This window comes from Mitsuaria sp. CC2 (assembly GCF_048957715.1).
In the GTDB taxonomy this organism is placed as follows: Bacteria; Pseudomonadota; Gammaproteobacteria; order Burkholderiales; family Burkholderiaceae_C; genus Roseateles.
In genome coordinates this window covers 25,586-51,376 of record NZ_JARVXN010000022.1, presented here as the reverse complement: position 1 = coordinate 51,376, position 25,791 = coordinate 25,586, and the positions used below count along the sequence as shown (strand labels likewise).

Annotated in this window: 20 protein-coding genes and 1 tRNA gene; 18 read left to right on the top strand and 3 right to left on the bottom strand. The window is 67.6% G+C overall.

Annotated features, from left to right (window positions below; translation table 11 throughout):
• Positions 1 to 209: 209 nt before the first annotated feature.
• From PV762_RS15565 to PV762_RS15505, 13 genes are all read left to right on the top strand, one after another.
• A complete protein-coding gene (locus PV762_RS15565; RefSeq protein ID WP_421035912.1) occupies positions 210 to 1,949 on the top strand; it encodes an acyl-CoA dehydrogenase family protein in 1,740 nt (579 codons plus the stop codon).
• Between the two features lie 51 nt (positions 1,950 to 2,000).
• Positions 2,001 to 4,340 (top strand): Tex family protein, encoded by a 2,340-nt coding sequence (locus PV762_RS15560; RefSeq protein WP_421035911.1) that lies wholly within the window; start codon positions 2,001 to 2,003, stop codon positions 4,338 to 4,340.
• Between the two features lie 315 nt (positions 4,341 to 4,655).
• On the top strand, positions 4,656 to 6,854 hold the full coding sequence (locus PV762_RS15555; RefSeq protein WP_421035910.1) for a TonB-dependent receptor plug domain-containing protein: 2,199 nt from the start codon (positions 4,656 to 4,658) through the stop codon (positions 6,852 to 6,854).
• Between the two features lie 67 nt (positions 6,855 to 6,921).
• A complete protein-coding gene (locus PV762_RS15550; RefSeq protein ID WP_421035909.1) occupies positions 6,922 to 8,004 on the top strand; it encodes a phospholipase in 1,083 nt (360 codons plus the stop codon).
• Between the two features lie 203 nt (positions 8,005 to 8,207).
• Positions 8,208 to 10,133, top strand: coding sequence for a threonine--tRNA ligase (gene thrS / locus PV762_RS15545; RefSeq protein WP_421035908.1), 1,926 nt, complete (start codon positions 8,208 to 8,210; stop codon positions 10,131 to 10,133).
• A 69-nt stretch (positions 10,134 to 10,202) separates the two neighbouring features.
• Positions 10,203 to 10,748 carry a translation initiation factor IF-3 gene (gene infC / locus PV762_RS15540; RefSeq protein WP_082938615.1) on the top strand — a complete coding sequence of 182 codons (546 nt, stop codon included), beginning with the start codon at positions 10,203 to 10,205 and terminating at the stop codon, positions 10,746 to 10,748.
• A 153-nt stretch (positions 10,749 to 10,901) separates the two neighbouring features.
• Positions 10,902 to 11,105, top strand: coding sequence for a 50S ribosomal protein L35 (gene rpmI / locus PV762_RS15535; RefSeq protein WP_088403518.1), 204 nt, complete (start codon positions 10,902 to 10,904; stop codon positions 11,103 to 11,105).
• Positions 11,106 to 11,131: 26 nt separating this feature from the next.
• Positions 11,132 to 11,488: a 50S ribosomal protein L20 gene (rplT, locus tag PV762_RS15530; protein ID WP_067275752.1), complete on the top strand. Its 357-nt coding sequence runs from the start codon at positions 11,132 to 11,134 to the stop codon at positions 11,486 to 11,488.
• 206 nt (positions 11,489 to 11,694) lie between these two features.
• Positions 11,695 to 12,732, top strand: coding sequence for a phenylalanine--tRNA ligase subunit alpha (pheS, locus tag PV762_RS15525; RefSeq protein WP_421035907.1), 1,038 nt, complete (start codon positions 11,695 to 11,697; stop codon positions 12,730 to 12,732).
• A gap of 39 nt (positions 12,733 to 12,771) precedes the next feature.
• Positions 12,772 to 15,186, top strand: coding sequence for a phenylalanine--tRNA ligase subunit beta (gene pheT, locus PV762_RS15520; protein WP_421035906.1), 2,415 nt, complete (start codon positions 12,772 to 12,774; stop codon positions 15,184 to 15,186).
• A gap of 17 nt (positions 15,187 to 15,203) precedes the next feature.
• On the top strand, positions 15,204 to 15,569 hold the full coding sequence (locus tag PV762_RS15515) for an integration host factor subunit alpha (RefSeq protein WP_421035905.1): 366 nt from the start codon (positions 15,204 to 15,206) through the stop codon (positions 15,567 to 15,569).
• 40 nt (positions 15,570 to 15,609) lie between these two features.
• Positions 15,610 to 16,080, top strand: a complete 471-nt coding sequence (locus PV762_RS15510; RefSeq protein WP_421035904.1) for a MerR family transcriptional regulator — start codon at positions 15,610 to 15,612, stop codon at positions 16,078 to 16,080.
• Positions 16,081 to 16,114: 34 nt separating this feature from the next.
• Positions 16,115 to 16,191: transfer RNA gene (locus PV762_RS15505), tRNA-Pro, on the top strand.
• Positions 16,192 to 16,204: 13 nt separating this feature from the next.
• Here PV762_RS15505 and PV762_RS15500 read toward each other — a convergent pair.
• A complete protein-coding gene (locus PV762_RS15500) occupies positions 16,205 to 17,449 on the bottom strand; it encodes an acyltransferase family protein (RefSeq protein WP_421035903.1) in 1,245 nt (414 codons plus the stop codon).
• A 191-nt stretch (positions 17,450 to 17,640) separates the two neighbouring features.
• Between PV762_RS15500 and PV762_RS15495 the strand changes: the two genes are divergently transcribed.
• The 5 genes from PV762_RS15495 to PV762_RS15475 all read left to right on the top strand — a co-directional run bounded on the left by PV762_RS15495 (position 17,641) and on the right by PV762_RS15475 (position 22,335).
• Positions 17,641 to 18,546, top strand: a complete 906-nt coding sequence (locus tag PV762_RS15495; protein ID WP_421035902.1) for a LytTR family DNA-binding domain-containing protein — start codon at positions 17,641 to 17,643, stop codon at positions 18,544 to 18,546.
• 63 nt (positions 18,547 to 18,609) lie between these two features.
• A complete protein-coding gene (locus PV762_RS15490; RefSeq protein ID WP_421035901.1) occupies positions 18,610 to 19,794 on the top strand; it encodes an ABC transporter permease in 1,185 nt (394 codons plus the stop codon).
• A gap of 8 nt (positions 19,795 to 19,802) precedes the next feature.
• Complete coding sequence (locus PV762_RS15485; RefSeq protein ID WP_421035900.1) at positions 19,803 to 20,657, top strand: ABC transporter ATP-binding protein; 855 nt, start codon at positions 19,803 to 19,805, stop codon at positions 20,655 to 20,657.
• An 86-nt stretch (positions 20,658 to 20,743) separates the two neighbouring features.
• Complete coding sequence (locus PV762_RS15480; RefSeq protein ID WP_421035899.1) at positions 20,744 to 21,706, top strand: MlaD family protein; 963 nt, start codon at positions 20,744 to 20,746, stop codon at positions 21,704 to 21,706.
• Complete coding sequence (locus PV762_RS15475; RefSeq protein WP_421035898.1) at positions 21,703 to 22,335, top strand: ABC-type transport auxiliary lipoprotein family protein; 633 nt, start codon at positions 21,703 to 21,705, stop codon at positions 22,333 to 22,335. The genes PV762_RS15480 and PV762_RS15475 overlap by 4 nt, the downstream gene beginning before the upstream one ends.
• 21 nt (positions 22,336 to 22,356) lie before the next feature.
• Here PV762_RS15475 and PV762_RS15470 read toward each other — a convergent pair whose 3' ends face one another.
• Positions 22,357 to 23,214, bottom strand: coding sequence for a J domain-containing protein (locus PV762_RS15470; RefSeq protein ID WP_421035897.1), 858 nt, complete (start codon positions 23,212 to 23,214; stop codon positions 22,357 to 22,359).
• A gap of 180 nt (positions 23,215 to 23,394) precedes the next feature.
• A complete protein-coding gene (locus tag PV762_RS15465) occupies positions 23,395 to 25,602 on the bottom strand; it encodes a sodium-translocating pyrophosphatase (protein ID WP_421035896.1) in 2,208 nt (735 codons plus the stop codon).
• Positions 25,603 to 25,791 lie beyond the last annotated feature (189 nt).

Below are 25,791 nucleotides of genomic sequence, written 5' to 3'. Positions count from 1 at the left end.
CGGTTGTGGGTGGTCCAGACGACTGGGCGAATGTAGGGGCTGCGCGGGCCGGTTCGGCCTGTCAGGCCTTACAGCCGGTGTAACCCTTGCAACCAGATTTCCGGGCACGGCCCTGGCTGGCGGGCGCGCGATAGGCGAGGATCCCGATTGCCGCGACCCCGATCCAGAGGACATGCTCGAAACCGGTGACGTATCAGGAGACGCACACCATGACGCCCATGGAGACCAACCCCACGCACACCGCCGCTGATGTCGACCGGCAGGTCGGCGCCGCCCCGGCCCCCCGGTGGCGCACCCACGAGGTGGCCAATCAGGTCGATGAGCTCAGCGGCTATTCGCTGCTGGAGACCGACCCGGCGCTGAAGGAGGCGCTCGCGCGCGCTGGCGCCGAAACCTTCGCGCCGGGTCTTGCCGCGTATGCCGAGGCGCTCGGCCGGGCCGAGACCTTCGCCCTCGCCGAGCGCATCAACCGCGTCACGCCGACGCTGGACAGCTTCGACAAGCGCGGCCGACGCATTGATCGCGTCGAGTTCGACGCGGGTTGGCACGAGCTGCTGGCGATGTACCGCCGGGCGGATCTGGTCGCGATGCCGTTCCGCGACGAGCGCCCCGGACGTTGGGCCGTGTGGGCGGCGGGCTTCTACCTGCACGGGCAGGTCGAGGCCGGCACCTTGTGCCCCGCGACGATGACGCAGGCCAGCATCCCGGTGCTGCGCCGCGAGCCGCAGTTGTGGGATGCGCTGCGCGATCAGCTCTTCAGCACGGCGTACGACGGGCGCGACCTGCCCCTCGCGCAGAAGCGCTCGATCTGGCTCGGCATGGGGATGACGGAGAAGCAGGGCGGTTCCGACGTGCGCGCCAACACGACCCGCGCCGAGCCGGTCGCGCACGCCGGCAGTGGCAGCGGCGGCGGTCGCGGCGGCGAGTACCGGATCACGGGACACAAGTGGTTCTTCTCCGCGCCGATGTGCGACGCGCACCTGGTCGTCGCCAAGACGCCGGACGGCGCACCGGGTTGTTTCTTCGTGCCGCGCTGGCGGCCCGACGGGACGAAGAACGCCGTCAACGTGCAGCGCCTCAAGGACAAGGTCGGCAACCGCAGCAACAGCAGCTCCGAAGTCGAATTCCAGGACGCCTACGGCGTGCTGATGGGCGAGGAGGGCCGCGGCATCCCGACCATCATCGAGATGGCCACCTACACGCGGCTGAACTGCGTCGTCGGCAGCGCCGCGATGCTGCGGCAGGCGCTGGTCCAGGCGTTGCACTACACGCGGCATCGCCGGGCCTTCGGCAAGCGGCTCGTGGAACAGCCGCTGATGCGCGCGGTGCTCGCCGACCTCGCGCTTGAGAGCGAGGCCGCGATGCAGCTGAGCCTGCGCCTGGCGCACGCCTTCGAGCACCAGGACGATCCACGCGAGCGCACCTGGATGCGGCTGGTCACGCCCGCGGCGAAGTTCTGGGTCTGCAAGCGCGCGGTGGAACTCACTGGCGAGGCCATGGAAGTCCTGGGGGGCAACGGCTACATCGACGACGGCATCATGGGCCGGCTGTATCGCGAGGCGCCCGTCAACTCGATCTGGGAAGGATCGGGCAACGTGATGTGCCTGGACGTCATGCGCGCCGTCGCGCGGGATCCGCAAGCCTTCCTGGCGCTGCTCGACGAGGTCGAGGCGGACGTCGGCGACGAGCGGGTGCTTCGCGGCGAGCTCGATGCCTTGCGCGGATGGCTAGCCACGCCGCCGGACCAGCTGGAAGCGCTCGGCCGTCGTTTTGCGTCCCGGCTGGTGCTGCTCGCGCAGGCGGCGCTGCTGCGCCGGCACTCGCCCGCGTTCGTCGCCGACGCGTTCATCGCGAGCCGGTTCGACCCGCGTTGGGGCGCGGTCGCCGGCGCGTTCGACACGCGCAGCGTCGACGTCGACACGCTGTTGCAGAGAGCCTTCCCCGCGTGACCTAAACTTGCCCGCTTTCGTTGCTCTCTGGGCCCTGGGCCCGTCGCTGTTTTGGACAAGATCCTGCTTCAGATTGCCGCCGAACTGAAGGTTCGCCCGGCTCAGGTCAACGCGGCCGTGGAACTGCTCGACGGCGGGGCCACCGTCCCGTTCATCGCCCGCTACCGCAAGGAGGCCACCGACGGCCTCGATGACATCCAGTTGCGCGAACTCGAGGCCCGCCTGAGCTATCTGCGCGAGCTCGAGGACCGCCGCGAGGCCGTGCTCAAGAGCATCGAGGAGCAGGGCAAGCTCACGCCCGAACTCGCCGCCGCCATCGCCGCCGCGCCGACCAAGCAGGAGCTGGAAGACCTCTACCTCCCGTACAAGCAGAAGCGCCGCACCAAGGGCCTCATCGCGCGCGAGGCCGGCCTGGAGCCGCTCGCCAACAGGCTGTTCGCCGATCCGACGCTCGATCCGATGAGCGAAGCCGGCGCCTTCCTCAACCCGGATGCCGGCTTCGCCGATGCGTTCGCGGTGCTGGACGGCGTGCGCGACCTGCTGTCCGAGCGCTGGGCCGAAGACGCCCTGCTGATCGGCAAGCTGCGCGAATGGCTGTGGGAAGAGGGCCTGTTCAAGTCCAAGCTGATGGACGGCAAGGACGAGAACCATCCCGACATCGCCAAGTTCCGCGACTACTTCGACTACGCCGAGCCGATCCGCACCGTGCCCTCGCACCGCGCGCTGGCCGTCTTCCGCGGTCGCACCCAGGAGTTCCTCGACGCCAAGCTGGCGCTCGACGAGGAAGTGGTCCTCGGCCAGCCCTCGCTCGCCGAAGGCCGCATCGCGCGCCACCTCGGCTGGAGCCACGGCAAGCGCGCCGGCGACGAGCTGATCCGCAAAACCGTCGCCTGGACCTGGAAGGTCAAGCTCTCGCTCAGCCTGGAGCGCGACCTTTTCGGGCGCCTGCGCGAAGAGGCCGAGAAGATCGCCACCAAGGTCTTCGCCGAGAACCTGCGCGACCTGCTGCTGGCCGCGCCGGCCGGCAAGCGCGTCGTCATGGGCCTGGACCCGGGCATCCGCACCGGCGTGAAGGTCGCCGTCGTCAGCGATACCGGCCGCGTGCTGGACACCTCGACCGTCTATCCGCATGAGCCCAAGCGCGACTGGGAAGGTTCCATCCATACGCTGGGCCGCCTGTGCGCGACGCACGGCGTCAACCTGATCGCGATCGGCAACGGGACGGCCTCGCGCGAGACCGACAAGCTCGCCGCCGACCTCATCAAGCGCATCCAGGCGATGGCGCCGGAGACCGTCATCGACAAGGTCGTCGTCAGCGAAGCCGGCGCCTCGGTGTATTCGGCATCTGAATTCGCCTCGAAGGAACTGCCCGACCTGGACGTGTCGCTGCGCGGCGCCGTGTCCATCGCCCGTCGTCTCCAGGATCCGCTGGCGGAGCTGGTGAAGATCGATCCCAAGTCCATCGGTGTCGGCCAGTACCAGCACGACGTCAACCAGAGCGAGCTCGCCCGCACGCTGGATACCGTCGTCGAGGACTGCGTGAACTCAGTCGGCGTCGACCTGAATACCGCGTCCGCGCCGCTGCTGTCGCGCGTGTCGGGCCTGTCGACGACCGTCGCGAATTCCATCGTCCGCTGGCGCGATGCCAACGGCGCGTTCCGCAACCGCAAGCAATTGCTGGACGTCACCGGCCTCGGCCCGAAGACCTTCGAGCAGGCAGCAGGATTCCTGCGCATCCGCGACGGCGACAATCCGCTGGATGTCAGCGGCGTCCACCCGGAAACCTATCCGGTCATCGAGCGCATCCTGGCGCAGGTCCAGCGGCCGATCGCCGACGTCATGGGCAAGTCCGACGTGATCCGCGCGCTGAAGCCGGAGGCTTTCGCGGACGAGCGTTTCGGTGCGATCACGGTCAAGGACATCCTTGGCGAACTGGAGAAGCCGGGCCGCGATCCGCGGCCGGACTTCAAGGTCGCGCGCTTCAACGAAGGCGTCGAGGACCTCAAGGATCTGAAGGAGGGCATGGTGCTGGAAGGCACGGTGTCCAACGTTGCGCAGTTCGGTGCCTTCGTCGACCTGGGTGTCCATCAGGACGGCCTGATCCACGTCAGCCAGCTGGCCAACAAGTTCGTCAACGATGCCCGCGAGGTCGTCAAGACCGGCGACATCGTCAAGGTGAAGGTGCTGGAGGTCGACCTGGCCCGCAAGCGCATCTCGCTGACGATGAAGCTTGACGCCCAGGCGCCGCGGGGCGGCTCCAAGCCGGACAACAGCTTCCGTCCTGCGGGCCGCAACGAGCGTCAGGGCGGTGCTCGCCCGTCCGGCGCGCGTGACGCCCAGCCGGCTGGCGGCAACGCGATGGCGGCGGCGTTCGCCAAGCTCAAGCGCTGACTTGGCGGGCGCCTCGATGCCTCGGATCGGGGCGACCGCAGCCCCTTTTCGGAAGTATTAGGAGGAATTCGTTACCCGGGAGGGTAACGAAGGGGGACATGGAGAAAAGGGGCTGCGGTCGACCTGATCGTGCGCGGTCGACGAAATAGTTCCCCTTCCACGGCGTCGGATCGCATTTGATCCCACATTTTTCGCGGCTGGTCGCACCTGAGGTGTCAGGACGGTCGGCGTGCGGCTACGCTGCGCGCCGTTCACAGTTCAAGACAAAAGTCGACATGACAAGCGCATGTCGACACGAATCCTCGGGAGTGCCCTTTGAAGACCCACGCCATCGCCAGGGCTTGTGCCCTCGTCTGTCTGTCCGCGTTCGCGCCTGCGACGGTCGTTCTCGCGCAGGAAGCGCCTCCCGGGATGGGCGGTGAGCCGACGTCGGGCAAGCGGCTGGATCGGGTGGAGATCAGTGGCCGCAACACGGATTCGGAGCTGCGTCGTCGCGCGCCGGTCGCCAAGCAGATCTACGGCCGCGACGAGCTCGACAAGTATGGCGATACGAGCGTGGCCGACGTGCTCAAGCGCCTGCCCGGCGTCAACGTGTCCGACGGCGCGCCCCGCATGCGCGGCCTGGGGTCGGGCTACACGCTGATTTTGATCAACGGTGACCCTGCGCCTCCTGGCTTCAAGCTGGACCAGCTGGACCCGGCGCAGGTCGAGCGCATCGAGCTCACCAAGGGCCCCAGCGCCGACCAGAGCGCGCAGGCCGTCGCCGGCGCGATCAACATCATCCTCAAGGAAGCGCCGAAGATGTCCCAGCGCGACCTGCGCGTCGGGGCGGGCTACAACATCAACCACCCGGTGCCGTCCGCCACCTTCACCTACGGCGAACGTTTCGGGCCGGTGTCGGTGTCGGTGCCGCTGTCGGCGTTCCAGTGGCTGCAGGAGATGAAGTCCACGACCGAGCGTAGCGCCACCGATGTGGACGGCGATCCTGTCGTCGCCATGCAGCACGGGAAGATGCGCAACTGGGGCCACGGCTTCAACTCGGCGCCACGCGCGACCTGGAAGCTCAGCGACGACGAGACGGTGTCGCTGATCGGCTTCGCGCAGAAGGGTTACTGGAACAATTCGGTGCGGCTGACCCAGGACGCGGTCTACAGCGACGGCACGCGACTGGACGACAACGCCGACAACCAGGGCACCTGGCAGATGCTGCGCGCCAACCTGGCGTGGAACAACCGCTTCAGCGAGACGCAGAAGTGGGAGCTCAAGGCCGGTGTGCAGGACGCGAAGAACCACATCGAGAACCGGACGCGTCCGGTCGACGATCCGGTGGAGGCGCTGCTCGACAGCCGCGACCGCAGCCTGACGCAGGCCGGCAAGTACAGCCACATCCTCGGCGAGGAGCACACCTTGACCGTCGGGTGGGACTTCGAGTTCCGCAAGCGCGACGAGATCCGCAACACGCTGGTCGGCGGCGAGGAGCAGCTCCCCGGCCTGAACGGGGAGAACTTCGGCGCGCGCATCCGCCGCCAGGCCTACTTCATCCAGGACGAGTGGGAGATCACCCCGCAGTGGTCGACCTATTTCGGCCTGCGTCACGAGCAGATCGTAACGACGAGCCGAGGCGTCGGCACCGACGCGCGCAACAGCTCCAGCGTGCTGTCGCCGCTCTGGCACCTGACCTACAAGCTGGATCCGAAGGGCCGCGACATGATCCGCGCCAGCATCACCCGCAGCTACAAGGCGCCGGAGTTGACGCAGATGCTGGGTCGCTACACGCTCAACAGCAAGTTCCAGAAGCCGGACGGCACCAACGACGAGTTCAATCCGGACCGCGTCGGCAATCCGTCGCTGAAGCCGGAGCTGGCCACGGGCGTGGACGTGTCCTACGAGAAGTACCTCACCGGCGGCAGCCTCTTCAGTCTCGGCGTCTTCCATCGCAACATCAGCCAGTTGATCCGCAACGTCGTCACGCTGGACGCGCCCACCGCGCTCGTGCCGTTCCCCCGCTACGTGATCCGTCCGATGAACTTCTCCAGCGCCACCACCAGCGGCATCGAGATGGAATTGAAGGGCCGCGCCGGCGAGCTGTTCCCGTCGCTGTTCGAGCCCAAGCTGCCGTTGAACCTGCGCAGCTCGGTGAGCTTCTACCGCTCGCGCGTGAAGGCCGTGGACGGGCCGGACAACCGGCTGGACCAGCAGCAGCCCTGGACTGCCAACCTCGGCTTCGACTACCGCTTCAGCAGCGTGCCGGTCACCACCGGCGCCAACCTCAACTACACGCTGGTCTACACGGTCCGTCAGACCGATCGGCAGAGCGTGGAGTACTCGCGCAACCGCGGGCTGGACGTTTTCGCCCAGTGGATGGTCAGCCCCAAGACCTCGGTGCGCTTCTCGGCCAATAATCTGTTCCCGCTCGACGCCCGGGCAGAGACCCAGTTGCCCGGTGACCAGTTCTACGCTACCGGCCGCGGTCTGAAGCCGTGGTTCCAGTTGAACCTGGAAATGAAGCTCTGAATCCCTCCGTCGGAATCGAGGGATCGGCCGCGTCGGGCGCCTCCGTTTTGAAAGGACGACCCGCCCGATGCAGGCCTTGCAGATCCTCGCCGGACCCCGTGCGCGCCAACGGCTGCGCGACCATGGCCTGCGCGCCGCCGACGTCCGCGTCGTGCCCGGCGCCGCGGGCGGACCGAAGGGGCTGGTGCTCAGCGCGCTCGACGCGCATCTCTTCGGCGAGTTCCTGCCGTCGGGCGGCCAGGAGGTGCACCTGCTAGGCGCTTCCATCGGCGCCTGGCGCATGGCGACCGCCTGCCTGACCCGCGACGCCGCGCAGGCGAATGCCGAGTTCGAGCGGCTCGCCCACGATTACGCCCACCAGGATTACGAGTCGGCGCCCGGCAAGCGGCCCACCGCCGCGACGGTGTCGCGCGCGTTCTCCGAGAAGCTCGGCGAGATCTTCGGCGGCCGCGAGGCGGAGGTGCTGTCGCATCCGCAGTTCCGGCTGCATGTGTTCACCTCGCGCGGCAAGCATGTGCTCGGGCGGGAAGGGCGGCTGCGCACGCCGCTCGGCTACCTGGGGGCGTTCGCGGCCAACGCGATGTCGCGCCGTGCAATGGGCGTCTGGCTGGAGCGGGTGGTGTTCTCGGACAAGCGCTCACCGCTCCCGATGCCGCTGGCCGACTACCGCAGCCGGCAGGTGGCGCTCGACGCGGGCAATCTGAAGCCGAGCATCCTGGCGAGCTGTTCGATCCCGTTCTGGCTGCAGGCGGTGCACGACATCGAAGGCGCCCCGGCCGGCGCCTACTGGGACGGCGGCATCACGGACTACCACCTGCACCTGAACTACGCCGCGATGGTCGGGGACGGCATCGCGTTGTATCCGCACTTCCAGGCCAGCGTCGTGCCGGGCTGGCTCGACAAGGCGCTCAAGCACCGGCACCGGACCAGCGCCTTCCTCGACAACGTCGTGCTGCTCACGCCCAACCCCGAGTGGGTGAAGACGCTGCCCAACGGCAAGCTGCCCGATCGCAACGACTTCCAGCGCTACCTGAACGACGTTCCCGGCCGCGCCCGCGACTGGCTGCGCGCCGTCCGCGAGGGCGAGCGGCTGAGGGACGAGTTCCGCGAGGCCTGCGCCCGTCCGACCCTCGACATCCAGGCGCTCTGAGCTACACTGGCCGCCTCATTTTCTTTTTCCAACAAGGACCGGGAAAGGCGACATGGTTATGACACCGCGGACTACCCCCTCCACTGCGAAGGTTTGAGCGACCGCGGCTCGTCACGTCTTTCATCAGCTGTCCGGAAAAAGTCAGCACCCCAGAAAAAGCGCGGCACCTGGTCGCGCTTTTTTGTTTTCTGGAGTTCCCCCACATGTCCAACATCTCCATCCAACTGCCCGACGGTTCCAAGCGCGAGTTCCCGCAACCGGTGACCGTCGCCGAAGTCGCGGCCTCCATCGGCACGGGCCTGGCGAAGGCGGCGCTCGCCGGCCGCGTCGGCTCGGGCGACGCCGCCAAGGTCGTCGACACCAGCTTCCTCATCGACAAGGACACGCAGCTGGCCATCGTCACGGACAAGGATCCGGACGGGCTGGACGTCATCCGCCATTCGACGGCGCACCTGCTGGCCTACGCCGTCAAGGAACTGTTCCCTGACGCGCAGGTCACGATCGGCCCGGTCATCGAGAACGGCTTCTATTACGACTTCTCGTACAAGCGCCCGTTCACGCCGGAAGACCTGGCGGCGATCGAAGCCAAGATGGGCGAGCTCGCGAAGAAGGACGAGAAGGTGACGCGCTCGGTGCTGCCGCGCGATGAAGCCGTCGAGTACTTCAAGGGCATCGGCGAGGCCTACAAGGCCGAGATCATCGCCAGCATCCCGGCGGACCAGGACGTCTCGCTGTACGCCGAGGGCGGTTTCACCGACCTGTGCCGCGGCCCCCACGTGCCGTCCACGGGCAAGCTGAAATTCTTCAAGCTGATGAAGGTGGCCGGCGCCTACTGGCGCGGCGACCATCGCAACGAACAGCTGCAGCGCATCTACGGCACGGCCTGGGCGACCAAGGACGACTTGGCGAACTACCTGCGCATGCTGGAGGAAGCGGAGAAGCGCGACCACCGCAAGCTCGGCAAGGACCTGGAGCTGTTCCACATCGACGAGCACGCGCCGGGCGTCGTGTTCTGGCATCCCAAGGGCTGGACGGTCTGGCAGGAGGTCGAGCAGTACATGCGCCGCGTGTACCGCGACAACGGCTACCAGGAGGTGAAGGGCCCGCAGCTGCTGGACAAGACGCTGTGGGAGGCCACGGGCCACTGGGACAAGTACCGCGACAACATGTTCACGACGGAGTCGGAGAAGCGTGATTACGCGCTCAAGCCGATGAACTGTCCCGGCCACATCCTGATCTTCAAGCACGGCATCAAGAGCTACCGTGACCTGCCGCTGCGCTTCGGCGAATTCGGCCAGTGCCATCGCAACGAGCCGACCGGCGGTCTGCACGGGATCATGCGCGTGCGCGGCTTCACGCAGGACGACGGCCACATCTTCTGCACGGAGGACCAGATCCTGGCCGAGTGCGTCGCCTACACGGCCCTGTTGCAGAAGGTCTACAAGGACTTCGGCTTCGACAACATCATCTACAAGGTCGCGACGCGCCCCGACGCGCGCATCGGCTCCGACGAGGTGTGGGACAAGGCCGAGTTCGCGCTGATGGAGTCGCTGCGCGCCTCCGGCGTCGAGTTCATCATCGCCCCGGGCGACGGCGCCTTCTATGGTCCGAAGATCGAATACACGCTCAAGGACGCGATCGGCCGCCAGTGGCAGTGCGGCACGATGCAGGTCGATTTCTCGATGCCTGCGCGCCTGGGCGCCGAGTACGTCGGCGAGGACGGCGAACGCCACACGCCCGTGATGCTGCACCGCGCGATCGTCGGCAGCCTGGAGCGTTTCATCGGCATCCTGATCGAGCAGCACGCCGGCGCGCTGCCGGTCTGGCTGGCGCCGACGCAGGTGGTTGTCGCCAATATCACCGACGCCCAATCGGACTACGTTTCCAGCATTGTGAAAACGCTGCAAAAACAAGGGGTTAGGGTTCAGGCAGATTTGCGCAACGAGAAAATCACGTATAAAATCCGCGAGCATTCGCTGCAAAAGGTGCCGTTCATCCTCGTCGTCGGCGACAAGGAAAAGGCGAACGGCGCCGTCGCAGTGCGCGCCCGAGGCAACCAGGATCTGGGCGTGATGTCGCTGGAGGACTTCGTTTCGAAGCTCTCGACCGCCATCGCGGACAAGGCCTGAGTCGGGCGCTTTTTGCGTTGTACTGATCATTAACGGACCCTTGCCAAGGCCCGCCTAAAGGTAACCACCATCGCTACTTTTGCTGACCGTCGTGCGATTCCGGAGCGCAAGCACCGCCTGAATCGCGAAATCATCGCTTCTGAAGTCCGTCTCAATGGCCCCGAGAACGAGCCGATCGGCATCGTCTCGATCCAGGAAGCGCTCCGGATGGCCGGTGACCTGGACGTCGACCTGGTTGAAATTGCCGCCACCGCAGTCCCCCCGGTCTGCCGCTTGATGGACTACGGCAAGTTCAAGTACCAGGAGCAGAAGCGCGCCGCGGAAGCCAAGTCCAAGCAGAAGGTCATCGAGGTCAAGGAAGTCAAGTTCCGTCCGGGCACGGACGAAGGCGACTACCAGATCAAGATGCGCAACCTGCGCCGCTTCATTGCGGAGGACGGCGACAAGGGCAAGGTCACGCTGCGCTACCGCGGCCGCGAGATCACCCACCAGGACATCGGCATGCGCATGCTGGAACGCATCCGCGATGAGTTGTCCGACGTGGCGGTGGTCGAGCACATGCCCAAGCTCGAAGGCCGTCAGATGATCATGGTGCTGGCGCCGAAGAAGCGCTGAGCATCTGAGAGAATGCCGGCGGGGCCGATGAGGCCCCGTCTCAGTTTCAGCCCGTCGATCTGGTCGTCGGCGGGTTTATTAGTCTCCTGCAGGCCGGTCAAGTACCGCGGTCACCCGCGGTCGCCTGGAGGGACGCCCATAGAAGGAGCAGTCATGCCCAAGATGAAGACCAAGAGCAGCGCGAAAAAGCGTTTTCGCGTTCGTCCGGGTGGCACCGTCAAGCGCGGTCAGGCGTTCAAGCGCCACATCCTGACCAAGAAGACCACGAAGAACAAGCGCCAGCTCCGCGGCGCCACGACCGTGCATGAGACCAACATGGGCCACATCGCTTCGATGCTGCCCTTCGCTGGTCTGTAATCCAGCAGTAGACAAGGAGATACAACATGCCTCGCGTCAAACGTGGTGTAACCGCCCGTGCTCGTCACAAGAAGGTCCTGGCTCTGGCCAAGGGCTTCCGTGGTCGTCGCAAGAACGTCTTCCGCATCGCCAAGCAGGCGGTGATGAAGGCGGGCCAGTACGCCTACCGTGACCGCCGTGCCAAGAAGCGCGTGTTCCGCCAGCTGTGGATTGCCCGTATCAACGCGGCAAGCCGTGGCCTGGGTCTGAGCTACAGCAAGTTCGTGGCCGGTCTGAAGAAGGCCGAGATCGACATCGACCGCAAGGTCCTGGCCGACCTCGCCGTCAACGACCCTGCTGGTTTCGCCAGCATCTTCGCCAAGGTGAAGGCCGCTCTGGCTTGATAGCCATGGTCCACTCGCCGGTGCTCGCCGGCGGGCGGACTGGCCGCTCCGGTCCTGCCGGGGCTGCCCTTTTCAAAGGCCGACACCCCGGTGTTCGGCCTTTTTTCATTCCGGCGCAAGGGAGCGTGATGGTGCGATGTTCGCCATCCAACCGCTGCGCCATCCGACTTCCGCCAACGCCGCCGACGCCCCGTCGACGCCCCGCGATGAACGACCTCGATCAATTGCTGCACCAGGCGACCGGCGAATTCGCCGCCGCCACGACTCCCGCCGACCTGGAGAATGCCAAGGCGCGTTTCCTGGGCAAGACCGGCCAGGTCACCGAGCTGATGAAGGGCATGGCCAGCCTGCCCGTCGAGGAGAAGAAGACCCGCGGCGCTCAGATCAACCAGCTCAAGCAGGGCATCGAGGCGGCACTGACCGCGCGCCGTCAGGCGCTGGCGGACGCGGAACTCGAACTGCAGCTGAAGGCCGAGGCGCTGGACGTCACGCTGCCCGGCCGTCAGCGCGGCACCGGCGGCCTGCACCCGATCACGCGTGCGATGGAGCGCATCGAGGCGATCTTCGGCTCCATGGGTTTCGACGTCGCCGACGGCCCCGAGATCGAGAACGACTGGTTCAACTTCACCGCGCTGAACACGCCGGAAGATCATCCGGCGCGTTCGATGCACGACACCTTCTACATCGAAGGGGGTCATGTCTTGCGCACGCACACCAGCCCGATGCAGATCCGCTACGCGGTGCAGCACGTGAAGAAGCATCGCGCCGCCATCGATGCCGGCCAGCCGATGCCCGAGATCCGCGTGATCGCGCCGGGCCGCACCTACCGCGTCGACAGCGACGCGACGCATTCGCCGATGTTCCACCAGGTCGAAGGCCTGTGGGTGGGAGAGAACATCAGCTTCAAGGACCTGAAGTCCGTCTACGTGAACTTCATGCAGCAGTTCTTCGAGACGACGGACATGGAGATCCGTTTCCGTCCGAGCTATTTCCCGTTCACCGAGCCCAGCGCCGAGATCGACATGATGTTCGGCTCCGGACCGCTGAAGGGCCGCTGGCTGGAAGTGTCCGGCTCCGGCCAGGTGCATCCGCAGGTGATCCGCAACATGGGCCTCGATCCCGAGCGCTACATCGGCTTCGCTTTCGGCTCCGGCATCGACCGCCTGGCCATGCTGCGCTACGGCGTCAGCGACCTGCGTCTGTTCTTCGACGGCGACCTGCGCTTCCTGTCGCAGTTCAAGTAATTCGAGCCCCCGGTCGCCTAGAGAGCAAGAGAGAACCCCATGCAATTCCCTGAGTCCTGGCTGCGGGCCTTCTGCAACCCCGCGCTGAACACCCAAGAACTGGCCGAGCTGCTGACCATGTCCGGCCTGGAAGTGGAAGAGCTGCGCCCGGTGGCGCCGCCGTTCCACGGCATTGTCGTGGCCGAGATCGTCGAGGCCGTGCAGCATCCGGACGCCGACCGCCTGCGCGTCTGCAAGGTCGACGCCGGTGGTCCGGAGCTGCTGCAGATCGTTTGCGGCGCGCCGAACGCGCGCGTCGGGATCCGCGTGCCGCTGGCCACCATCGGCGCCGAACTGCCCCCGGGCGAGGACGGCAAGCCGTTCAAGATCGGCAAGGGCAAGCTGCGCGGCGTCGAGAGCTTCGGCATGCTGTGCTCGGCCCGCGAGCTGAAGCTGGCGGAAGACCACGGCGGTCTGCTGGAACTCGCCGCCGACGCGCCCATCGGCGAGGACATCCGCAAGCACCTGAACCTGGACGACACGCTGTTCACGCTGAAGCTGACGCCGAACCTGGCGCATGCGCTGAGCGTCCACGGCGTCGCGCGTGAGGTGTCCGCGCTGACCGGCGCACCGCTGCTGGCGCCGGAGATCAAGCCGGCCGCCGTCGCCACCGAGGCAAGGCTGCCGGTGCGCGTCGACGCCGCGGACCTGTGCGGCCGCTTCTCCGGCCGCGTGATCCGCAACGTCGACACGACCGCGAAGACCCCGCAGTGGATGGTCGACCGCCTGGCCCGCTGCGGCCAGCGTTCGGTGTCGCCGCTGGTGGACATCTCGAACTACGTCATGTTCGAGCTGGGCCGCCCGTCCCACATCTTCGATCTCGACAAGATCCACGGCGAGCTGATCGTCCGGTGGGGCAAGCCGGGTGAACAGCTCAAGCTGCTGAACGGCAACACGATCGAAGTCGATGCGAACGTCGGCGTGATCGCCGATCGCGAACAGGTCGAATCGCTGGCCGGCATCATGGGCGGCGACGCCACCGCCGTGTCCGACGACACGAAGAACATCTACGTCGAAGCCGCGTTCTGGTGGCCGAAGGCGGTGATGGGACGCTCGCGCCGCTTCAACTTCTCGACCGACGCGGGCCACCGTTTCGAGCGCGGCGTCGATCCGGCCGGCACCGTCGATCACATCGAGCGCATCACGCAGCTGATCCAGTCGATCTGCGGCGGCGAGGCGGGACCGATGGACGACCAGACCACGCAACTGCCCGAGCGCAAGCCGGTCGCGCTGCGCGTCGAACGCGCCGCCAAGGTCATCGGCATGCCGGTGACGCAAGCCGACTGCGAGGGCGTGTTCAAGCGTCTGGGCCTGGAATTCACCTCGGCCCCCGGCGTGATCACGGTGACGCCGCCGACCTTCCGCTTCGACATCCAGATCGAGGAAGACCTGATCGAGGAAGTCATCCGCGTGCTGGGCTACCCGAAGCTGCCGTCGACGCCGCCGCTGGCGCCGGTGGTCGGCAAGGTGGGTTCGGAATCGCGCCGCGCGACGCACGCCCTGCGCCATGCGATGGCCGGCCTCGGCTACTTCGAGACGATCAACTTCAGCTTCGTCGAGGCGCGCTGGGAGCAGGAGCTCGCCGGCAACGCCAACCCGATCCAGCTGCTCAATCCGATCGCCGCGCCGCTGGCGGTGATGCGCACCTCGCTGATGGGCTCGCTGGTGCAGGTGCTGCGCAACAACCTGGCGCGCAAGTCGCCGCGCGTGCGCGTGTTCGAGATCGGCCGCGTCTTCCTGCGCGACGCATCGGTGCAGGAAAGCGACACCACCATCGCCGGCATCGCGCAGCCGATGCGCCTGTCCGGCCTGGCCTGGGGCCCCGCGGACCAGCAGCAATGGGCGCAGAAGGATCGCGCGGTCGACTTCTTCGACGTGAAGGGCGACCTCGAGGCGTTGTTCGCGCCGCGCGTGCTGAGCTTCGAGGCGGCCGACCACCCCGCGCTGCATCCGGGCCGCAGCGCCCGCGTGCTGCTGGACGGGCAGGCCATCGGCGTGGTCGGCGAGCTGCACCCGAAGTGGCGCCAGGGCTACGAGTTGCCCAGCGCGCCCATCCTGTTCGAGCTGTCGCTGGACGCCGTGCTGGCGCGCACGCTGCCGCAGGGTCAGGGCGTGCCCCGCCTGCAGGCGGTGCAACGCGATCTGGCGCTGATCGTCAATGAGCAGGTGACCTATGACTCCCTCATCCGGGCGATCGAATCCAGCGGCGAAGCCCTGGTACGCTCTGCGCGTTTGTTCGACGTCTTCAAACCGGCGCAGCCGACGGCGGAACTGAAGGCCGGCGAACGCAGCCTGGCCGTGCGCCTGTCGCTGCTCGATGACGAGAACACGCTGACCGACGAGCGCATCGAACAGGCGGTGGCGAAGGTGGTGGCGCAGCTGGGCGAACGTCTCGGCGCGCGCCTGCGAGGCTGAGGGAGGGGAGGACACCCATGAGTGATGACGATCTGAAGGAGCAGGCGCGCGTGCTGCTCGGCAGCCTGGAGACGCCCACGCTGACCAAGGCCGAACTGGCGGAACTGCTGTTCGACAAGCTGGGCCTGAACAAGCGCGAGTCCAAGGACATGGTCGAGGCCTTCTTCGACATCATTCATCAGAGCCTCTCCAGCGGCCGCGAAGTGAAGCTCTCGGGCTTCGGCAACTTCAACATCCGGCGCAAGGCGCCGAGACCCGGCCGCAACCCGCGTACCGGCGAAGCGATCCCGATTGCGGCCCGCAACGTCGTGACGTTTCATGCCAGTCACAAATTGAAAGAAGCCGTCCAAGGCAACACGCCTTCGACAGGTGACTTCGAGTAGAGTCTGACCCTCCCTGCCGCTGCCGGAGCCGCTGATTCCCATGGACGTCCAGCTTCCCGCCATCCCTGCCAAGCGCTACTTCACCATCGGTGAGGTGAGCGAGCTGTGCGGCGTGAAGCCCTACGTGCTCCGCTATTGGGAACAGGAGTTCACACAGCTCAAGCCGATGAAACGGCGGGGCAACCGACGCTATTACCAGCACCACGAAGTGCTGCTGATCCGGCGCATCCGCGATCTGCTCTACGACCAGGGCTTCACGATCAGCGGCGCGCGCAATCAGTTGATCGATTCGACGCACACGGCGACCAACGCGCAGGAGTTCCGCGCGGAAGCGCTGGCGTCCGCGCAGCTCGATGTCTATCGCCATGCCGGCGACCATCGCGAAGCGTCGCGCGCGCTGGCCGCGGACGTCGCATACAGCGCGGCGCACACGACGGTGTCGCTCGAGAAGCTCACGCTGGAGCAGGTCCGGGACGAATTGCTGGCGATTCGAGAGAGTCTTCTTGCCTGAGGGCAGAAATTGCGTATAGAATCACAGGCTTAGTCGGGGCGTAGCGCAGCCTGGTAGCGCACTTGCATGGGGTGCAAGGGGTCGCGAGTTCGAATCCCGCCGCCCCGACCATTTATAAGAAGAATCAGGAAGCCCGGTATCGAAAGATGCCGGGCTTTTTGCTTTCCGGGCTGAGCGGACCGAGGCCCATCCACGGACGCAGCGCGTTGATGCGCATCGCCAGCAACGCGGCGAGCAGGCAGCCCAGCGTGGTGATGGCGACCACGGCGGTGGCCTCGATGGCGAGCGGCCACTGACGTGGTGCGAGCAGATGTCCCGCGATGACCGTCACCGTCTGGTGGACCAGGTAGAAGGGGAACACCGCCAGCGTCAGCCAGCGCAGCAGCGGGGAATCGCGGTCGGCCAGCCACTGGCGGCCGAATCCCAGCGCCGCCACGATCGGCAGCCATTGCTTGCCCGCGTTGAGCGCGCGCAAGGCCATCAACAGCCACTGGGGGAAGTCATCGCCCTGGGCGAGGCGCCACTGGTCCGTGAGCGTCTGCGAGAGCAGTTGCACCACCACGAAGCCGACGAGCGCGATCCAGCGCAGACGCCGGGCGGCTTCCCACGCGCCGTGACGGTCGTCGCGGTCGCCATAGAGCGTGAAGCCGAGCAGGAACACCGCGAAGTAGACGCCATGCTGGTACCAGTCGTGGGTCAGGTCGTGCGTGGCGGGGAAGCGGTCCAGCAGGTGCTGGCGCAGGATCGCGAACGCGAGCCACGGCACCCACAACAGGCGCCCGCCGCCCACGACGCCGCGCCAGCCCGGATGCGAGAAGAAGCGGCGCACGAGACCCAATCGCAGCGCCAGCAGCACGATCAGGGTGTAGGTCCAGAGGTAGGGCAGGAACCAGAGGTGATTCCAGGTCGGGAGCTTGAGACACTCGTCGCCGCGGCAGAAGCCGTGATAGGCCTGGAAGTAGAGCTTCAGGAAATCGCCGTAGCTGCCGGCGTAGTGGAGCTTCTCGACGACCTCCAGATAAGCCTGGGGCGGGACGATCACCGTCATGCCGAACAGCAGCGGCAGCAGCAGCCGTTTGCTGCGCATGGCGATCAGTGCTTGGGTCCCGTCGACGCGCGCCGCCATCAACGCGGTCGCCGCGCCGGAGATCAGGAAGAGCAGCGACATGCGCCAAGGGTTCAGCCACAGCATCCAGGATTCGAGCGCGGGGATGAGTCGCGGCGACTTCACGTGCCAGTCCCAGCTCACATAGAACATGCCCGAGTGATAGAGGATCAATAGGCCGAAGGCGAGCACGCGGAGCCAGTCCAGCTCGGTCAGGCGGAAGGCCGGAGTCGCGCCGCGCGGGGGGAGGGAAGTGGTGTTCATGAAGCGCAGCTTCGTCTCGAACGGCGCTCCTGCCGAGGGAATGTGACGAACCGCCCCCGCCCGGTGACGACCCGCCCCGTCCCAGGGGCCGCTCGCGCGGGGGGGCGGAGCGCGGCAAGAGCGCGGCAAGAGCGCGGCGAGGGCGCGGGGAGGGCGCGGCGAGGGCGGACACGCGCCTACACTGCGCCGCCATGACCGAGGACAAGTGGCTGGGGATCTATCTGAAGCGGCGGCGCTGGGTCGAGCGCGCGATCTGGAGCGCGCTGCTGCTCGGCTCGGCGCTGGCGAACACGATCACGACGAACCTGGACATCCGCCGCGCCGGACTGCGCTTCGACGTCTGGGAACCGGCGGTCTGGGAGTTCTCCAGCGCGATCGCCTGGATGGTGCTGATCCCGTGGATCGTCCGCGCGGCGGACGCCAAGCCGCTGCGCTGGGGCGTGCTGAGGCGGCATCTGCCCTGGCACGTGCTGTTCGCGCTCCTCACCAGCCTGACACATGTGCTGGGCATGGTGGCGCTGCGCAAGCTGGCGTATGCGACGCAAGATGCGGTCTACGACTTCGGGAACTGGCCGGTCGAGTTGTTCTATGAAGCGGTGAAGGACGTCCGCAGCTACGCCTTCATCCTGGTGGTCGTCGGGTCGTACCGGCTCTTCGTGCGGCGGTGGCAGGGCGAGGCAAGCCTGCTGGCGGAGCCGCCTGAGCCCGCCCCCGCGCCGTCGCCGTCGCCGGCCGAGCCCTCGCCCTCGCCGCTGGCGCCCGCGTCCGCGCTGCCCGAGCGGCTCCTCGTGAAGAAGCTAGGCAAGGAATTTCTGCTGCCGGTGGACGAGATCGAGTGGGTGCAGGCCTGCGGCAACTACGTCAACCTGCGCCGCCAGCAGCACGACTACCCGTTGCGCAGCAGCCTGGGCGCCTTCGAGCAACGCCTGGACCCGGCGACGTTCGTGCGCGTGCACCGCGGCTATCTCGTACGGCTGAGCCTGATCGAGGCCATCGAGCCGACCGAGGCCGGCGACGCCCACCTGCGCCTGCGCGACGGCAGCCGGGTGCCCTGCAGTCGCACCTATCTGGAGCGACTGCGACAGCGTCTTGTCTGACGGGGCGAACTCCTGTCCGCCCGGTTCACCGGAGCGTCTTCGCCCGGCTATGCTCTGACCCCAATGGACGCCCCTCTGGAACCCCGCGACGTCGCCGACCCGTCAGACCCGTCAGACCCGTCAGACCCGTCACCGCGCCTGCTGCGCTCGACCGGGGAAGGCGGACGCCTGCAGGCACGGCTGGAGGGCGACTGGACGCTGCTGGCGCTGCGCGAGCGCGTCGAGGCGCTGCGCGGCGAACTCGGCGACGTGCCGACCGCCAACGTGGCCTGGGACCTGAGCGCCGTGCGGCGGCTCGACCCGACCGGCGCGCTGCTGCTGTGGCAGGCCTGGGGCCGGCGTCAGCCGGAAGACCTGCGCTGGCCGCCGGCGCCGATGGCGGACATGTTCCAGGCGCTGTTCGCCCGGCTGGGCAGCAAGCAGGGCAAGCCGGCCAAGCCGCCGCGCAGGCAGAACGTGCGCCAGTTCGGCCAGGGCCTGCTCAACCTGGCCAGCCACCTGCTCGACGCCACCGCGCTGCTCGGGCAGGTGACGCGCGACCTCGGCACGCTGATCCGCCATCCCGACCTGATCGCGTGGAAGGACATCTCCGCCCACATCTACCGCAGCGGCGCGCAGGCCCTGGGCATCACGGCGCTGGTGGGCGTGCTGGTCGGCATCACGCTGTCCTACCTGACCGCCAAGCAGCTCCAGAGTTACGGCGCCGACATCTACGTCATCAACATCCTCGGCATCAGCGTCTGGCGCGAACTGGGACCGTTGCTCGCGGCGATCCTGGTGGCCGGACGCAGCGGCTCGGCGATGACGGCGCAGCTCGGCGTGATGCGGGTGACGCAGGAACTGGACGCGCTGTCGGTGATGGGGATCTCCCACACCATCCGGCTGGTAGTGCCCAAGATGGTGGCCCTGGCACTCTCATTGCCCCTGGTGATGACCTGGACCAGCAGCATGGTGCTGCTGGGCGGCATGCTCGCCGCGCGGGCGACGCTGGGGCTGGACTACATCCAGTTCCTGCAGGGCCTGCCGGCTGCGGTGCCGGTGGCCAACCTGTGGCTGGGATTGGCCAAATCGGCGGTGTTCGGACTCATGATCGCGTTCGTGGCCTGCCATTTCGGGCTGCGGATCAAGCCGAACAGCGAAAGCCTCGGGACCGGCACCACCGATTCGGTGGTGAGCGCGATCACCGTGGTCATCATCGTGGACGCGATCTTCGCGGTGATGTTCTCTGACCTGGGGATCAAGGGATGAGCGGTTGCATGGATCCGACCTCGGCGGAAGCCACCGGGGAACTGAACGTCCAGCCGGGTGATCCGGTGATCGAGGTGCGCCACGTCGGCACGGTGCTCGGCGGCGTGCGCATCCACAAGGACCTGAGCCTGGAAGTCACTGCCGGCGAGGTGGTGGGCATCATCGGCGGCTCGGGCAGCGGCAAGACGACGCTGCTGCGCCTGATGCTCGGCCTGGAACGTCCCACCGAAGGCGAGGTGCTGGTCTTCGGCCACAAGCTCGGCAACTGCGAGGCGACCGACCTCGCGCAGGTGCGGCACCGCTGGGGCGTGCTGTTCCAGCAGGGCGCGCTGTTCTCGGCGCTGTCGGTGTTCGACAACGTCGCGTTGCCGCTGCGCGAGCTCAAGAGCCTGCCCAAGGATCTGATCGCCGAGCTGGTCATGACCAAGCTGCAGCAGGTCGGTCTCAAGGCCGAGGACGGCATCAAGATGCCGGCGGAACTGTCGGGAGGCATGATCAAGCGCGTGTCGCTGGCGCGCTCGCTGATCATGGATCCGCAGCTGCTGTTCCTGGACGAGCCGACGGCGGGTCTCGATCCGGCGAGCTCGAAGAATTTCGTGCAGCTGATCGAGAGCCTCCGGCGCGAGATGGCGTTGACGGTGGTGATGGTCACCCACGACGTGGACACGCTGTTCGCGATCGCGGACCGCGTGGCGGTGCTGGCGGACCAGCACCTGATCGCGCACGGGCCGCTGGAACTGGTGGTGAAGCAGAAGCATCCGTTCATCCGCAACTTCTTCCTCGGCCACGCGGACCGCTGCGCGGCGGACAACCTGCGCAGCTACCGCGACGCGCTGCAGCACCGCGACGAGATGCCCGCCTGAGCGGGCGCCGCCGTCGACGGCCTGTTCCGGCGGCAGACGACGACCAACGACCAACGACAACCTACAACAAGGATTCGGGCGAGCACATGGAAAACAAGGCACATGCATTGGCCACGGGCCTTTTCGTGCTGCTGCTCGGGGCGGCGCTGGTGGCGGTCATCCTGTGGTTCCGCGACGACCGCGGCGACACGCAGACCTTCACCGTGGTGACCGCTTCGGGCGTGCCGGGCCTCAACGTCAAGGCCCCGGTGAAGCTGCGCGGCGTGCAGGTCGGCAAGGTCGACACCATCCGCTTCGATCCGGCGCAGCCCAAGCAGATCCTGGTGGGGATCGAGGTCGACGCCGACGCGCCGATCGCGCCCGGAACCGTCGCCAAGCTGGGCTACCAGGGCATCACGGGGCTGTCGTTCATCGATCTGTATGACGGGCAGGATCCGGCGGATCCGAAGTTGAGCGTGCTGGAGACGCGGCGCATCCAGCTCTCGCCGGGCTTCCTCGACCAGTTGCAGGACGCGGGACCCAAGCTCGCCGCAGGCGCGCTGGCGACGATGGACCGCATCCAGAAGGTCCTCAGCGACAGCAACCAGCAGCAGGTGAGCCAGACGCTGGCGCAGTTGAACGAGGCTTCCGCCGGATTGAACGAACTGGTCAAGGAACTCCGGCCCACGGCGCAGGCGCTGCCGGGCCTGGTGAAGCACACCGACGGCCTCGTGGTCGCGGGTCGGAACACGCTGGGCAACGTCGACACGCTGGCGAAGCAGGGCGGCGAACTCGTCGACGAATACAAGGGCAAGGCCGCCGCGATCGATCAGTTGGGCGACGCCGCGGTGCAGATGCAGCGCACGCTGCGGCGCGTGGAACTGTCCCTCGTCGGTTCGGCCGACAAGCCGCGTCAGCGCGCGGTGCTGGATGATCTGTCGGCGGCGGCGCGCGCCCTCGAGCGCGCGGCGCAGAACATCGGCGACCAGCCGCAGAGCCTGATCCTCGGCCCCACGCCCGGCGCGCCCGGCCCCGGTGAAACCGGCTTCGAGGCGGGAGCGAAGAAATGAACGACCACATCGAACTTCCAAGGACCGGCGGCATGCGCCGCGCGGCGCTGCTCGGCGGACTGGCGCTCGCAGCGATGCTCAGCGCCTGCGGCAGCCGCCCGCCGCCACCCACGCAGATGGACCTCGGTCCCTCGCCCGTATGGCCGCAGCAGGCCGCGCTGTCCAAGCGCGTCGAACTCCAGGCCGTCACCGCACCGGAAACGCTGCAAGGCACGGGCATCGCGTATCGCCTCGCCGACTCCGATCCTTATGCGCGGCGCATGTACCGCGACTCGCGCTGGGCCGCGCCGCTGCCGGTGCTCGTCGGGTCGCGGATGCGTCAGCAGATCGCCCGCGCGCCCGTGGCCGCCGGCGCCGATCCCCAGGTGGTCATCGGCGTGACGCTGGAGCTCGAAGAGAGCCTCCAGAACTTCTCCAGCGCCTCGCGCAGCGACGTGCAGGTGAGGGTGATGGCGACCGCCGAGGACGGCACCCAGCGTGCGTTCGACCGGTCGGAGCCCGCCGGGGCGAGCGCCGAGGGCGCGGTGAAGGCGACGGCGGCGGCGGTCGATGCGCTCGGGCCGGAGATCGCGGCGTGGGCGGCCACCTTGTCGCCGCGGGTGCCGCAGCCGGGGCGCGGTCGACGTTGAAGCGTCAGCGGCGGCGCGGCGTCAGTGCGACGCCGCGATCCCGCCGCCCATGCGCTGCTGGCGCTGGCGCAGGAAGGCCTCGGCCATGCTGGATTCGGGCTGCAGGCGCTGCCCGATGTAGAGCTCCTGACGGCGCTCGGTGATCTGCGCGCGCAAGCGGTTGGCCATGATGCCGAGCGGATCCAGGCCGCGCTTCTCGGCGCGCTCGATCGACTCGCCCAGCTCATGCATCGTGTGGTTCTTCAGCAGCGCCAGGTGGGCCTGGACGACGCGCAGCCGTCCCTGCACCGAGCGCTCCGCACTGCGCAGCCATTCCATGACCGCGTCCGCGTCGCCGCCGCGCACCTTGACCATGCTTTCGCCGGCGGCCAGCAGCAGGGCTTCGAGGCGATCGCGGTCGCAGGCCTCGTAGGCCTCGTTGACCTCGGCCATCTTGCGTTCGCGGTGCATCCGCTGGGCGTCGTCCGGCGCGAGGTCCGGATGCAGCCGCTTCGCGGCGCGGCGGTAGAGGGTCTTCAGCGGCGGCGGACCGACCTGCACCAGACCGCCTTCAGGCTCGGCCGGCAGCGGCGCGCCGGCCGGCAGCACGGGCAGAAGCGGCATCGTCGTGGCACGGGGCGACTCGGGCGCGCGGGCATCGAGGCCGTTGCGCGCCAGCGCGTCGTGCAGGTAGCGCATCGCGCAGTAGAGCTGCGATTCCAGCGCGTCCAGCTCCATGTACAGCGGGCCCAGCGCGGCGACGTAGCGGTCGACGAAACGCTGCATGCGCTGGCGGCAGTCCGCGTACTCGGTTTCCTGCGACGCCAGGTAGCGCTGGAGCTCGGCCAACTGCTCGCGGCGGCGTTCGAATTCGCGCGGCGTGATGGCCTGGCTGAGCATGTTGGGTGGAATCCCTGGATGTTCTGTTATTGACTGCCGATTCTGCCGTGTGCGCATGTCCCTTCAAAGCCCAAACAGCCCCTCCCGGGGCTGTTTTTCTCAGCGTTTTCACCGAGGACCGGGCGAGCGTCGCCCAGTCGGTGTGATCGTCTCCTGCCGGTCTGGGCCATTCAGCGCGGTTCAGGGAGCGGATGCCGCGCTGGCCGCCTCGGTCGGGCCGCTGGCCAGTGCGTCCGGCACGCCGATCGGCGCGGAGGCCGGCATGGAAGCGTCGGTCGCCGGCGCAGTCAGGGCCGGCGGCGTGTGCGCCCCCGCCGCGGGACCGCTGATGCCGACGGCCGGCAGCAGCGGCACGATCAGCAGGGCGACGATGTTGATGATCTTGATCAGCGGGTTGACGGCCGGACCCGCCGTGTCCTTGTAGGGGTCGCCCACGGTGTCGCCGGTGACGGCGGCCTTGTGGGCCTCGGAGCCCTTTCCGCCGTGGTGCCCGTCCTCGATGTACTTCTTGGCGTTGTCCCAGGCGCCGCCGCCCGTGCACATGGAGATGGCGACGAACAGACCGGTGACGATGGTGCCCATCAGCAGCCCGCCCAGCGCGGCCGGTCCGAGCACCAGTCCGACCACGACCGGCACGACCACCGGCAGCAGCGAGGGCACGATCATTTCCTTGATCGCGGCGGCGGTGAGCATGTCCACCGCGCGGCCGTACTCGGGCTTGCCGGTGCCTTCCATGATCCCCTTGATGTCGCGGAACTGGCGCCGCACTTCCTCGACGACCGCGCCCGCCGCGCGTCCCACGGCCTCCATGGCCATCGCGCCGAAGAGGTAGGGGATCAGCCCGCCGATGAAAAGCCCGACGATCACCATGTGGTTGCTCAGGTCGAAGCTGACCGAGAGTCCGCGCTGTTCGAGCGCGTGGGTGTAGTCGGCGAAGAGCACCAGCGCCGCCAGGCCCGCCGAACCGATGGCATAGCCTTTGGTGACGGCCTTGGTGGTGTTGCCGACGGCATCCAGCGGGTCGGTGATGTCGCGCACGCTGGCGGGCAGGTCGGCCATCTCGGCGATGCCGCCGGCGTTGTCGGTGATCGGGCCGTAGGCGTCGAGCGCCACCACGATGCCCGCCATGCTGAGCATGGCCGTCGCCGCGATCGCGATGCCGTAGAGCCCGGCGAGCTTGAAGGCCACCAGGATGGCGACGCAGACGAAGAGCACCGGCCAGGCCGTGGAGCGCATGGACACGCCCAGCCCCGCGATGATGTTGGTGCCGTGACCGGTGGTCGAGGCCTGCGCCACGTGCTGCACCGGCTTGTAGTTGGTGCCGGTGTAGTACTCGGTGATCCACACCATCGCCGCGGTCAGCACCAGGCCGACCAGGCAGGACAGGAAGAGGGCGGTGGCGCCGATGGTCTGCCCGCCCGGCAGGGTCAGGTCCTGCGGGAACAGCGCGCGGGTGATGAACCAGAAGGCGATCGCCGAGAGCACGCCGGCGACGATCAGGCCCTTGTAGAGCGCCGGCATCACGTTCTTCATGCCGGGGGTGGCCTTGACGAAGCTGCAGCCGATGATGGACGCGATGATGGACGCGCCGCCCAGCACCAACGGATACACGATGGCCGCGATCGACATGCCGCCGAAGGTCAGCGCCGCCAGCGCCATCGTGGCGATCAGGGTGACGGCGTAGGTCTCGAAGAGGTCGGCCGCCATGCCGGCGCAGTCGCCGACGTTGTCGCCGACGTTGTCCGCGATCACGGCGGGGTTGCGCGGATCGTCCTCGGGGATCCCCGCCTCGACCTTGCCGACGAGGTCGGCGCCGACGTCGGCACCCTTGGTGAAGATGCCGCCGCCCAGCCGCGCGAAGATCGAGATGAGCGAGGAACCGAAGGCCAGCCCCAGCAGCGGCTTGAGGGTCTGGCTGTCCGCGCGGGTGCCGCTCTCGCTGACCCACAGGAAGAACAGGCCGACGCCGAGCAGGCCCAGGCCCACGACCAGCATGCCGGTGATGGCGCCGCCCTTGAACGCGACGTTGAGCGCCGGCGCCATGCCTTGCGTCGCCGCCTGCGCGGTGCGCACGTTGGCGCGCACCGAGACGTTCATGCCGATGAAGCCGCAGGCGCCCGACAGCAGCGCGCCGATGAAGAAGCCGATGGCCGTCTTCCAGTCCAGCGCGAAGCCGATCAGGAGACCGAGCACGACGCCGACGATCGCAATGGTGCGGTACTGCCGCGCCAGGTAGGCCGCGGCGCCTTGCTGGATCGCCCCGGCGATCTCCTGCATGCGGGGATTGCCGGGATCCTGGCTCAGGATCCAGCTGCGTTGGATAAAGCCGTAGAGCACCGCCGCCAGCCCGCAGGCCAGCGCGAAGTACAGCGCCAAACTCGTCGACATAAGGTTGTCTCCTCTCGCTGATTCTTTGATCCGTGAGACGGTTCCATCCAGCGGGCGCCGGGCCTGCGCGCACGCAACAGCAACAGTCCGTCGAACGATGCTAAGCCCGTGAATAGTGCATGGCATGAGCGTTTACCAGCGGATCGACGGGGTTTGCAAGGCGGGTGTCAGGCTTTGCAGGGGCGAGCG